Raw genomic sequence first — 11,595 nt, 5'->3', positions numbered from 1 at the left:
GAAGGGCCCGCCCCCGCCCGTTGGGTCCCTGAGCCTGTGGAAGGGCCCGCCCCCGCCCGTTGGGTCCCTGAGCCTGTGGAAGGGCCCGCCCCCGCCCGTTGGGTCCCTGAGCCTGTCGAAGGGCCCGTCGCCCGGGTCCGTGGTTCCGCCCCGTCAGCCATGCGCCGTCAGTGCGTCTCGCACGGCGAGGATGCCGGTGACCGTCTCGACGTGCGACGTGCTGAGCGGCGACAGGCCCAGACGGATCCCGTCGGGAAAGCGGAAGTCGGGGATGACGCCGTCGGCCCAGAGGCGGGCGGTGACCTCACGGAAATCCGGATGCCCGATCGTGACGTGACCCCCGCGCAGCTCGGCGTCGCGCGGACTCAGCAGGCGGACGCCCAGCGGGGCGAGCACCTCGTCGTACGCCTGGACGGCGAGGCCGGTGAGGGAGATCGACTTGGCGCGCACGGCCCGGATGTCCGCGCGCTCGATGAGGTCGAGCATCCCCTGCATCGCGAGCATCGACGTCACCGGCGGCGTGCCGCTGAGCAACTGGCGGATGTCGCCCGCCGGGGCGTACTCCGGCGCCATGGCGAAGATGTCCGCAGCGCTCCACCAGCCCTGGATCGGTTGCCGAAGCGAGCCCTGCAGATCGCTGCGCAGGTAGGCGAAGGCGGGCGATCCCGGCCCGCCGTTCAGGTACTTGTAGGTGCAGCCCACCGCCATGTCGACGCCCCAGTCGTCGAGCTGCATCGGGACGACGCCGGCCGAATGGCACAGGTCCCACATCATCAGGGCGCCGGCCTCATGCGCGGCGGCGGTGATCCCCGGCATGTCGGCCAAGGCGCCGGAGCGGTAGTCGACGTGACTGAGCGACACGAGCGCCGTGCGCTCCGACACGGCGTGCTGCACGTCGGCGACGGTCACGCCGTGGACGGGATCGGGCTCGAGCCAGCGCAGCGTCAGGCCCGCCTCGGCCGCGACGCCCTCGGCGAGGAATCGGTCGGTCGGGAAGTTCCCGGCTTCGATCACCAGTTCGGTCCGGCGGGGAGCGCCGGCCGCACCCGTCGACGGATCTGCGGCCCAGGTCGCCGCTGCGCGCATGAGCTTGTAGATGAGCACGCTGGTCGAGTCGGCGACGACGGTCTGTCCGGCGGCGGCACCGAGGGTCACGCGCCCGATGCGGTCGCCGAGCGCCACCGGAAGCGCCATCCACTGCTCGTCCCACGATCGGATGAGCCGTGTGCCCCAGTCCTCGCGCACGAATGCGGCGAGCCGGTCGGGCAGCTCGCGCAACGGTCGACCGAGCGAGTTGCCGTCGAGGTACGCGGTCACACCGGGGGCGTCGAGGAAGGCGTCGAGGTGCGCCGCGAGAGGGTCGGCGGCGTCGAGTGCGCGAGCGGAGTCGAGGAGATCGGTCATGTCAGGCCTTCAGGTCGTCGGGGGTGAGCTCGCGGGCATCGCGCGGGTCGCCGTCGCGCGCGGGAAGGAGGAGAAGCGGCGCCGTGGGATCGCGCGGATCCGCGGGAGCGAGGGCCTGGAGGAGACGGACACCGTCGACACCGGCCTCGAGGAGGGCCGCGACCTCGCCGGGATGGAGGTCGACCGGTGTCGGGCCGTTGCCCATGTCGGTGCCGTAGCGCAGCGACCCGCCGGCCTCGTGGAAGCGCCGGACGTTGTCGATGGCCGTCGCCCGCTCCGCGCCGTCGTGGATCGACAGGGTCGAGATCCAGGTCAGCGCCGCGGCCTGCCGCCCGATCTCCTCGTCGGTGAGACGCTCGGTGAAGGGGGCGTGGGCGAGCGCCCGTGCGCCGAGGCGCGCGGCGCGCTGCGCCTCTCCGGCGCCCTGGGCGTGCACGACCACGGGCAGACCGTGATCCGCGGCGAGGGCGACGATGGCGCGGGAGAGGTCATCGTCGAACACCGGCCCGGCGTCGCTGTTGCTCGACACTTTGATGCACGACGCCCCGGCCTCGGCCATCTCGGCCACGGCCGACGCGGCAGCGGTGCGGTCGGCGATCTCGCGGAACGACCCGGCCGGCGCCCAGTCGCGATCCGACGGATAGCCGCCGGGTGGGGTCAGGAATGCGCCGGCGAACTCGATCCGCGGGGTGCCGAGACGCGCTGCCCCGGCGTAGGACGCCACGACCGCGGGATCCGCCCCCAGATCGATCACGCGTCCGAGGCGCGAGCCCGTGAGACGGTCGACCTCCACGAGCTGCAGATGAACGTGATGATCGGTGAATCCGCCGATGATCACGCCGTCGAGCCGGGGGACCGGGGCGGGCGATGCGACCTCGCGCAGCAGCATCCGCCCGTCATCCACCCGCGCGACGCCCTCGCGCCAGGTCGCACCGTCGAAGAACGTGGCGGCGCGCATCAGCCGCCGATCTCGGTGCGCACCGTGTACAGCTCGGGGAAGAAGGTGAGATCGAGTGCGCGCTGCAGGAAGCCGACCCCGCTCGAACCGCCGGTGCCGACCTTCATGCCGATCGTGCGGGCGACCGTCTTGAGATGCCGGAAGCGCCAGAACTGGAAGTTGTCCTCCAGGTCGACGAGGTCTTCGCACGCCTCATAGAGGTCCCAGTGCGTTGCGGGGTCCTGGTAGATCGCCCGGATCGCCGGCACGAGCTCGGGCGTCTCGCGGTAGGGGAGGCGCACATCGCGGTCGAGGATCTCGCTGGGCACGGGAAGGCCGCGGCGGGCGGCGAAGCGCAGGAACTCGTCGTAGAGCGTCGGCTTATCCCACTCGGCCTCGAGCAGCGCGCGGTTCGCGGGGTGGTCGGAGAAGACGCCGAGCATCTTCTCGTTCTTGTTCCCGAGGGCGAACTCCACCGCGCGATACTGTACCGACTGGAAGCCCGACGAGTTGCCCAGCGCCCCGCGGAACTGCGCGTACTCGGTCGGGGTGAGCGTCGCGAGCACCGACCACTGCTGGGTGATGACGTCTTGGATGCGCTTGATGCGCGCGATGCGCTTCAACGCCTCGCGCAGATCGTCACGGGCGAGCAGCTCCCGCGCCGACGACAGCTCATGCAGCAGCTGCTTGAGCCAGAGCTCCGTGGTCTGGTGCTGGATGATGAACAGCATCTCGTCGTGGTGCCGGGGCCGGCTGACCGGATGCTGCGCAGAGAGCAGCTGGTCGAGGCGGAGGTACGAGCCATAGGTCATCCTTCCCGACAGGTCCGTGACGATGCCGGACTCCAGTGCGCGCTCGTTGTCGGTGCTCATCTCCTGAACGTATCAGGAACATGTCGAACGTCACAGATATGAAATGCCACGGATGTGGCCCTTCGACAAGCTCAGGGACCCATGTCGCTGGGCCGCTGAGCCTGTCGAAGCGTCAGGAGAGCCTTCGTCAGAGCCGCGGCGTCCGCGGCGGGGGAGTGCGGCGCTCGACCGGTGCGCCGGCAGCCTCGAACGCGGCAGCCATCCGCAGCAGCGCCGAGTCGTCATACGCGCGACCCGCGAAGGTCAGGCCGATCGGCATCCCGATGTCGGTCATGAGCCCCATCGGCACGGTGACCGTCGGGATGCCGAGGTGCCGCACGGCCAGGTTGCCGTTGGCGATCCACGTGCCGTTGCGCCACCCGAGATCCGCGGAGGCCTCGGTCACATCCATGTCGGCGGGTCCGACATCCGCCACCGCGGGGAACACGACTGCATCCAGACCGAGGCCGTCCATCCATTCCTCGAGGTCGACCCGTCGGGTCTCCTCCAGGCCGCGGAGTCCGTCGGCGAGCTCGGGCATGTCGGCGAACGACGCTCCGGGGTTCGCGTTCACCCAACCCGGGTACTCGGCGATGTCGTCGTCGAAGCCGGTGTACCGGTCGGGCAGCGCGCCCGCCGGGTGCGGGAAGATCGTCGCCCCGTCGACGTCGGCGAGGGTCGACAGACGCGGGTCGCCGTTCGCCTGGAGGAAGTCCTCCCAGGCCCATGCCGACAGGTCGACGATCTCGCGGCGGAGGTACTCGGGCGACACGAGGCCGCGCGTCGCGATGGTCGGAGCGCCCGGACGGTCGCCCTCGTAGTTCGACACCACGGGGAAGTCGACCTCGATCACGATCGCACCCGCCTCTTCGAGGTCCCGGCGCGCCGCCTCCCAGCGGGCGATCACCGACGCACGGGTCTCGATGCGCCGGCCGGTCGGGCCTCCGATGCCCGGGTGATCGGCGGTGCCGGCATCCGGATCGGCGTTGATGTACATCCGCGGGATGCCGATCCGGACGCCGTCGAGCGACGCGCCGTCCGCGAGGGCGGGGTACGACTCCGGCCGCACATCGGATGACGACGGCAGCGGCACCCACGGCTGCGTTCGCCAGAAGTCGCCGCGGGTCTCGCCATCGTCGGAGACGATCACGTCGAGCACCTCGAGCAGATCGGCCATCGTGCGGGTGTGCGGCACGACGACGTCCATCGTGGGCACGAGAGGCCAGTTTCCGCGGGTCGAGATCACACCCCGCGAAGGGGTATAGGCGCAGAGCGCGTTGTTCGTCGCAGGACCGCGACCACTCGACCAGGTCTCCTCGCCGAGTCCGAAGGCCGCGAAGCTCGCGGCGGTCGCGGTGCCCGATCCGTTCGACGATCCGGAGGCGAACGGCGCCGTGAGGAACTCGGCGTTGTACGGGCTCTCGGCGCGGCCGTAGACGCCGCGCTGCATGCCGCCGTTCGCCATGGGAGGCATGTTCGTCAGGCCGAGGCAGATCGCGCCGCCCGCGCGCAGGCGCTCGATCGTGAACGCGTCGCGCTGCGCGACGAGGTCGGCGAAGGCGGGACTGCCGGATGCCGCGGTCAACCCCCGCACCAGATAGCTGTCCTTCGCCGTGTACGGGATGCCGTCGAGCGGACCGAGCGTCTCACCGGCGGCGCGACGCGCATCGGATGCCGCGGCCTCGGCCCGTGCGTCGGGATTGCGCACGACGACGGCGTTCAGCGCGGTCGCGGTATCGGGGCCGTCGAACGCGTCGATGCGGGCGAGGTACGCGTCGACGAGGGCCGCGGCCGTGATCTCGCCGGACTCGAGAGCGCGGCGGAGGTCGGCGATGGTGGCTTCGTGGACGTTCACGGCTTCACCGTCGCGAGACGAGGCTGCTGCTGGGTGATGCAGTGGATGCCGCCGCCGCGGTCGAACAGCGGTCGCGCGTCGACGGTCACGACCCGGCGGCCCGGGTACGCGTCGGCGAGGATCTCACGAGCCCCGGCATCCGCCTTCTCGTCGCCGAACCCGCATGCCACCACGCCGTCGTTGGTGACCAGGTGGTTCACGTAGCTCCAGTCGACGAAGCCCTCCGCGTCGCGCAGCGTGGCGGGCGCCGGGAGCCCGACGACTTCGAAGCGGCGGCCCGCGGCATCCCTCTCGTGCTCCAGATGCGCCCGCAGCTCGCGGCTGACCGCGTGATCGGGGTGCTCCGGGTTCTGCTGCTCGTGCAGCAGGACTCGGCCGGGCGAGACGATGGTCGCGACGATGTCGACGTGTCCGTTCGTGCCGAAGTCGTCGTAGTCGCGCGTGAGTCCGCGTGGCAGCCAGACGGCCTTCGTGGCGCCGATCGTGCGGAGCATCTCGGCCTCGACGCGCTGCCGGTCGGCGTAGGGGTTGCGCCGCGGGTCGAGCTGCACGGTGTCGGTGAGGAGCACCGTGCCCTCGCCGTCGACGTGGATGCCGCCGCCCTCGTTCACGAGGGTCGAGCTGACGAGCTCGGCGCCCACGGCACCTGCGACGATGCGCCCGTGCTCGGCCGCCTTCGACCACTCCGCCCAGGCGGGGGCGCCCCAGCCGTTGAAGATCCAGTCGACCGCCCCGAGCACTCCGGGGCGCTCGTCGTCGACGACGAAGGTGGGGCCCGAATCCCGCATCCAGAACTCGTCGACGGGTGCTTCGACGATGTCGACCTCGCGGCTCAGCATGCGCCGCGCCCGGCCGATCTCGCTCGGGTCGACGAGCATGGTGACGGGCTCGAACTCCACGACGGCGTGGGCGACCGCGGTCCAGGTCGCGTATCCCTCCTCGCGCTCGGCGTCGCTGTCGCCGAGCGTCTGGCCTTTGGCGGGGAAGGCCATCCAGGTGCGGTCGTGCGGGGCGGTCTCGGCGGGCATGCGCCAGCTCATGGTGACTCCTCGGTGCGGTTCAGAACAGTCGTGCTGCTATTGAACGCGTGATCAATAGCTGCTACCGTAACCCTCGATGAACACGACGTCAAGAGCATCCGCACCGCGGCGGATGCCACCCGAGCAACGCGAGAGAGCGATCGTCGACGGAGCCGTGGCGCTCGTCCGCGAGAGCGGACTCGACGCTTTCACCGTCCGCGCCGTCGCCGCGCGGACCGGCGTCACACCCGCCCTCGTGTCGCATTACCGGCCGGTCGCCGACGCCTTCGTCGCCGAGGTGTTCGGCGCGATCGTCGGCTCAGAGCGCGAGGAGGTGCTCGGCGCCTTCGACCCCGAACCCGACCTGCGCGCGAGCCTGCAGCGTCTGGTCGAGACCCTGCTCGACGACTCGCGCGACGACGTCGCCCTGATCTGGGTGCAGGCGTGGTCGATGGGGGCGCGCAACGACGCCCTCGGCGATCGTGTGCGCGCCGAGATGGACCGGTGGCAGAGCGGCCTCGAAGACGTCATCGCCCGTGCCGGATCGGCGGCGCACGAGCCCGTCGATCCCTCGTTCACAGCCTGGATGCTGCTCGCCATGGTCGACGGCATGAGCGCGCACTCGCTGGTGAAATGGGCGCCGCGCGACCGCGCCGACCTCGCCCGCCGCACGGTCGCCGCCGTGCTCGACCGCCCCGACGCCTCGACATCCGCCACTTCCCCCACCCGCACCCCGGAGGACCACCGATGAGCACCGACCGCATGCACGCCCCGTCGTCTGAGCAGGCCGCCATCGTCGACGCCGTGCTCGACTATTCACGGCGGCGGATGCTGGCCACCGCCGTGCCGCTCGACAAGCCCCAGTCCGAGGCCGAGCTGCGCCGCCTCGTCGGCACCACGATCACCGACGGCGGACTGGGTGCGCAGCGCGCCCTCAGCGTGTTCGAGCACATCCTCGCCCCGGCGTGCCTCACGACGAGCCACCCCCTCTACCTGTCGTTCATCCCCACGGCGCCGACGACCGCGGCCATCGCCTTCGACCTCGTCGTCTCGGCATCCGGTCTCTACGGCGGCAGCTGGCTCGAGGGTGCCGGCGCCGTGCACGCCGAGAACGAGGTGCTCGCCTTCCTCGCGCGGGAGTTCGGGCTCCCCGACAGCGCCGGCGGGGTGTTCGTGCAGGGAGGCACCATCGGCAATCTGTCGGCTCTCGTGGCGGCGCGCGAGGCGGCGAAGGCGCGTCTGCTCGCGGCGGGCAGGGAGCTGCCGAGGCGGTGGAAGATCCTGTGCAGCGCCGAGGCGCACTCGTCGAACAAGTCCGCGGCGAGAGTCATGGACGCCGACGTCCTCCTCGTGCCCGCCGGCGACGACGGCGTGCTGCGCGCCGACGCCGTGCGCGCGGCTCTCGCCGAGTTCGGCGACGAGATCTGCGCCGTCGTCGCCACGGGCGGCTCGACGAACTTCGGCATCGTCGACGACATCGCCGGCATCGCGGCCCTGAAGGACGAGTTCGACTTCTGGCTGCACATCGACGGCGCCTACGGGCTCACCGCGATGCTCGCGCCCGAGGCCCGGCACCTCTTCGCCGGCGTCGAACGCGCCGATTCGGTGATCGTCGACCCGCACAAGTGGCTGTTCGCGCCGTTCGACTGCTGTGCGCTGATCTATCGCGACCCGGATGCCGGGCGACGCGCGCACACCCAGCACGCCGAGTACCTCGACATCCTGACCGACGTCGACGAGTTCAGCCCCTCGGACTACTCGATCCAGCTCACCCGTCGCCCGCGAGGACTGCCGATGTGGTTCTCGCTCGCGACCTACGGCGTCGACGCGTACCGGGAGGCCGTGAGCGCGACCATCGCCCTGACCGCGCGCATCGCCGAAGAGATCCGCCGCCGCCCGGAGCTGCGCCTCGTGCGCGATCCGCAGCTCTCGGTCGTCGTGTTCGAGCGCGAGGGCTGGGAGAGGTCCGACTACGACCGGTGGTCGGCAGGGCTGCTCGACGCCCAGCACGCCTTCGTCGTTCCCAGCTCGCACGACGGACGCCCCAACACGCGCTTCGCCATCCTGAATCCGCTCACCACCTTCGACGACCTCGTCGGCATCCTCGACACGATGGTGTAGCCCCGGGCCCCCGGCATCCGGCCCCCCGGCATCCGGTCCGGCCCTTGTCCCGGTCCCATTCCCGTCCCGATCTGCTCACCTCGTCCCGATCTGCTCACCCGGTCACGATGCATGGTGAGCAGATCGGGACGGCGTCCGCAGATCGGGACAGCCCGGATGCCGTCAGCGCGACGTGTGCGCGTCGAGGAAGTCGATCGTCTTCTGCAGTGCGGTCTGCGCGTCGGGCATGTCGAGATGGAACTGATACTCGTGCGGGAGCGCGGGCTCGTGCGGGGCGGGCCAGAACAGGGTCGTGACGTCGACGCCGAGTTCGTCGAGGCGCTTCGCCATCGGGATCGACTGCAGCCAGGTCAACCCGTCGCCGTTGCCGCCCGAGATGTACGTCGTGGGGAAGTCGGCCGTGACCCAGTCGATCGTCGACATGGTGGCGCCGGTCGCGTCTTCGGCCCACGTCTTCGTGCCGGAGTACGCCCACATGGCCGATTTCAGGCCCCAGCCGGCGATGCCGTCGAGCTCGGCGAGCGCGGCGAGGTCGTACACGCCGCAGTTCAGTATCGTGGCGACGAGCTGACCGGCGTCGAGCGAGGGCTCGATGTCCATGATCTCGGCGTAGTCGGGACTCGTGATCAGCGTTGCCATCTGGCTGGCGAGCTGTCCGCCGGCCGAGTCGCCCGCGAGCACGATCTGGTCGGGGTCGACACCGAGCTCGTCGGCATGCTCGTCGATATAGGCCAGCGCTTCGTTGAGCTGGTGGACGGCCAGCGGGTACACGCCCTCGGGACCGATCGTGTAGTTGACGCCGATGGTCGTGTACCCCTCGCCCGCGAGGATGCGCAGATACGGGTCGACGTTCTCCTTCGCACCCGAGATCCAGGCGCCGCCGTGGATCCAGACGACCGCGGGCAGCGGCCCGGTAGCGGATGCCGGTCGGAACACGTCCATCGTCGTGTCGGCGCCTGCGTCGCCGTACGCGATGTCGAGTGTCTCGGTCAACTCGGTGTCGGGCACGTGCCTGTCCATCTCGGCCGCGGTCTCGTTCCCGCCCTTGGTGAAGACCGCACGGATGATCATGGCGGAGGGCCACGGCGAGATCGACGCGATGACGGCGACCACGACCACCACCGCGATGACGACGCCGACCGCGATCCGCGTGCGATGCCAGGGTCGGCGGGTCTTCGGCGGTCGCTCGGACGATTCTGCAGGCGCGCTCGTGGTCACGGATACCCCTCTCCGCGCATCAGTGTGCCAGAATTCCGGCGCCGGCCGTCGCCCGCGACATCCGGCATCCGTCGTCCCGGGCCGTCAGTGCGCTCCGAGAACCGTCGCCGTGTCGCTCACGGTGATCTGCGGCGGATACAGCCCCATCACCCGGATCGCCGCCGCGTGGTTCTCGGCCGTCGACCCCGCGCACGCATCGGCGACCACCGTGATGTGCGCCCCGGCGTCGGCCGCGGCGAGGGCGGTCGAGATCACGCAGCAGTCGGTCGCGACGCCCGCGAGCACCACGCGGGGCGCGCGCCCGACGAGCGCCTCGAGCTCCGGTCCCCACTTGCCGAACGTCGGCAGGTCGAGGGTCGGATGCGTCGACAGCCCGATCGCGTCGGGCACCAGGTCGAAGAGGGGGGCGGTGGACGGCTGATCGGCGAACGGCCAGGCGTCGAAGTACGCGCCCCATGACGTCGACCGGTCGGCCGTCGGCATCCATCGCGTCACGATCACGCGCTCGTCGAAGGCGGTGGCCAATTCCCGGATGCGCGGCATCGCCGCCGCGAAGAACGGCGAACCCCAGGCGGAGTCGGGAGACGCGAAGATCGCCTGCGGGTCGATCACCACCAGCCAGGCATCGGGCGTTTCGTCTCGTCGCTGCGCTCCTCGCCCAACGACCGGGTGGGCGTCGCTCACGCCCTCTCCTGCCGCCGGATCTTCGCGGCCCGAGCGAAGAAGGTCACGACGAACGACAGCACGAGGGCGAAGAACACCCCGAGGTTGGCGTAGGCCCAGTCGCCGTCTCTGCCTCCGATGAGGAAGAGCAGGTATCCCTGCCAGTTGTTCCACGGTGCGTCCTCGGCGAAGGTGTTCACCACGAAGCCCCAGCCGATGACCGAGGCGACGACCATGGTGATGATCGACGGCCAGTCCCACGCGCCGTATCGGCCGGAGGCGTCGAACAGGGAATCCTCGTCGTAATCCTCGGTGCGGCGCAGGATGTCGGCGATCAGGATGCCCGCCCACGACGCGAGTGGCACGCCGAGGGTGATGAGGAAGCTCTGGAAGGGACCGAGGAAATCGGTGGCGACGAAGACGACGAAGATCGTTCCGAGAGTGAGGATGATCCCGTCGATGGCCGCCGCCGTGGGGCGCGGAATCCGGATGCCGAGGCTCAGGAGCGTGAGTCCGGAGGAGTAGATGCCGAGGACGGCGCCGGAGACCAGCGCGAGCACGGCGGTGAGCAGGAAGGGCACGAGCACCCAGACCGGCAGGATGGATGCGAGGGCGCCGATCGGATCGGCGGCGATCGCGCTCATGAGCTCGTCGTCGGAGCCCCCCAGCAGCAGCCCGAACACCACGAGGACGACGGGCGCCACCGAGCCTCCGACCGTGTTCCAGGCGACGATCGCCCCGTCGGGCGCCGTGCGCTTCTGATAGCGCGACCAGTCCGCCGCGATGTTGATCCATCCGAGCCCGAACCCGGTCATGACCATCACCAGCGCTCCGATCACCTGACCGACCCCGCCGTCGGGGCGGGCCAGCACCGCGTCGAGATCGATCCGCGGTGCGGCCAGGAAGATGTAGACGACGGTCACGACGCCGGTGATCCAGGTGAGCACCGACTGCATCCGCATGATGGTGTGATAGCCGAGAACGGATGCCGCCACGATGAGCGCCGCGACGATGACGGTCGCGATCACCTTGAGGATCGTGCTGTCGCCGTCGCCGCCCAGCCGGGAGATGATCGTGGCGGTGGCGAGCACGGCGAGGATGGCGAGGAAGGTCTCCCAGCCGATCGAGGTCAGCCACGAGATGACGCCGGGCACCTTCTGCCCCTGCACGCCGAAGGCCGCACGAGACAGCACCATGGTCGGCGCCGATCCGCGTTTGCCGGCGATCGCGATGAGGCCGCACAGCAGGAACGACACGACGATGCCGACGACCGACACCAGCGTCGCCTGCCAGAACGAGATCCCGAAACCGAGCACGAACGACCCGTACGACATGCCGAACACCGACACGTTCGCCGCGAACCAGGGCCAGAAGAGGTCGCGCGGCTTCGCGACCCGCTCGGATTCGGGGATGATCTCGATGCCCGCGCGCTCGATGAGAGCCGGCGTGATGTCCGTCATGGAGACATCTTGGCACCGGGCGGCGACACGCGCTGCGCGCGGTGGCGCGTTCCGCCGGTTACGGGTG

10 protein-coding genes are annotated in these 11,595 nt (G+C 70.4%); 2 read left to right on the top strand and 8 right to left on the bottom strand.

The window, feature by feature from the left end:
- Positions 1-153: 153 nt before the first annotated feature.
- The 5 genes from AB3M90_RS14965 to AB3M90_RS14945 form a co-directional block, all read right to left on the bottom strand.
- Positions 154-1,404, bottom strand: a complete 1,251-nt coding sequence (locus AB3M90_RS14965; RefSeq protein WP_412953364.1) for a kynureninase — start codon at positions 1,402-1,404, stop codon at positions 154-156.
- A gap of 1 nt (position 1,405) precedes the next feature.
- Positions 1,406-2,362, bottom strand: a complete 957-nt coding sequence (locus AB3M90_RS14960) for an amidohydrolase family protein (protein ID WP_412953362.1) — start codon at positions 2,360-2,362, stop codon at positions 1,406-1,408.
- Positions 2,362-3,213 carry a tryptophan 2,3-dioxygenase gene (locus AB3M90_RS14955; protein ID WP_412953360.1) on the bottom strand — a complete coding sequence of 284 codons (852 nt, stop codon included), beginning with the start codon at positions 3,211-3,213 and terminating at the stop codon, positions 2,362-2,364. Before AB3M90_RS14955 ends, AB3M90_RS14960 begins: the two co-directional genes overlap by 1 nt.
- A gap of 127 nt (positions 3,214-3,340) precedes the next feature.
- Positions 3,341-5,047: an amidase gene (locus tag AB3M90_RS14950; RefSeq protein ID WP_412953358.1), complete on the bottom strand. Its 1,707-nt coding sequence runs from the start codon at positions 5,045-5,047 to the stop codon at positions 3,341-3,343.
- Positions 5,044-6,087 (bottom strand): agmatine deiminase family protein, encoded by a 1,044-nt coding sequence (locus AB3M90_RS14945; RefSeq protein WP_412953356.1) that lies wholly within the window; start codon positions 6,085-6,087, stop codon positions 5,044-5,046. Before AB3M90_RS14945 ends, AB3M90_RS14950 begins: the two co-directional genes overlap by 4 nt.
- A gap of 76 nt (positions 6,088-6,163) precedes the next feature.
- Here AB3M90_RS14945 and AB3M90_RS14940 point away from each other — a divergent pair, with 76 nt between their 5' ends.
- Entirely contained in the window at positions 6,164-6,817 is a 654-nt protein-coding gene (locus tag AB3M90_RS14940; protein ID WP_412953354.1) for a TetR/AcrR family transcriptional regulator, read from the top strand.
- Positions 6,814-8,187: a pyridoxal phosphate-dependent decarboxylase family protein gene (locus AB3M90_RS14935; RefSeq protein ID WP_412953352.1), complete on the top strand. Its 1,374-nt coding sequence runs from the start codon at positions 6,814-6,816 to the stop codon at positions 8,185-8,187. The genes AB3M90_RS14940 and AB3M90_RS14935 overlap by 4 nt, the downstream gene beginning before the upstream one ends.
- 162 nt (positions 8,188-8,349) lie before the next feature.
- Here the strand turns inward: AB3M90_RS14935 and AB3M90_RS14930 are convergent, their stop codons facing one another.
- The 3 genes from AB3M90_RS14930 to AB3M90_RS14920 form a co-directional block, all read right to left on the bottom strand.
- Positions 8,350-9,405 (bottom strand): alpha/beta hydrolase, encoded by a 1,056-nt coding sequence (locus AB3M90_RS14930; protein WP_412953349.1) that lies wholly within the window; start codon positions 9,403-9,405, stop codon positions 8,350-8,352.
- A gap of 84 nt (positions 9,406-9,489) precedes the next feature.
- The gene (locus AB3M90_RS14925) at positions 9,490-10,089 is read right to left on the bottom strand and encodes a cysteine hydrolase family protein (RefSeq protein WP_412953346.1); all 600 of its coding nucleotides are present in this window, start codon (positions 10,087-10,089) and stop codon (positions 9,490-9,492) included.
- Entirely contained in the window at positions 10,086-11,528 is a 1,443-nt protein-coding gene (locus AB3M90_RS14920; RefSeq protein WP_412953343.1) for a purine-cytosine permease family protein, read from the bottom strand. The genes AB3M90_RS14925 and AB3M90_RS14920 overlap by 4 nt, the downstream gene beginning before the upstream one ends.
- Positions 11,529-11,595: the final 67 nt, after the last annotated feature.

The sequence above is a fragment of the Microbacterium martis genome, assembly GCF_047246685.1.
Taxonomy (GTDB): Bacteria; Actinomycetota; Actinomycetes; order Actinomycetales; family Microbacteriaceae; genus Microbacterium.
The sequence above is the reverse complement of the archived record's forward strand: the minus strand, read 5'-3'. Positions and strand labels throughout refer to the sequence as shown.

Excerpts from the sequence above, each read along its gene's own strand:
- AB3M90_RS14965 (WP_412953364.1), bottom strand. The coding sequence starts at position 1,404 with ATGACCGATCTCCTCGACTCCGCTCGCGCACTCGACGCCGCCGACCCT.
- AB3M90_RS14960 (WP_412953362.1), bottom strand. The coding sequence starts at position 2,362 with ATGCGCGCCGCCACGTTCTTCGACGGTGCGACCTGGCGCGAGGGCGTC.
- AB3M90_RS14955 (WP_412953360.1), bottom strand. The coding sequence starts at position 3,213 with ATGAGCACCGACAACGAGCGCGCACTGGAGTCCGGCATCGTCACGGAC.
- AB3M90_RS14945 (WP_412953356.1), bottom strand. The coding sequence starts at position 6,087 with ATGAGCTGGCGCATGCCCGCCGAGACCGCCCCGCACGACCGCACCTGG.
- AB3M90_RS14940 (WP_412953354.1), top strand. The coding sequence starts at position 6,164 with ATGAACACGACGTCAAGAGCATCCGCACCGCGGCGGATGCCACCCGAG.
- AB3M90_RS14935 (WP_412953352.1), top strand. The coding sequence starts at position 6,814 with ATGAGCACCGACCGCATGCACGCCCCGTCGTCTGAGCAGGCCGCCATC.
- AB3M90_RS14920 (WP_412953343.1), bottom strand. The coding sequence starts at position 11,528 with ATGACGGACATCACGCCGGCTCTCATCGAGCGCGCGGGCATCGAGATC.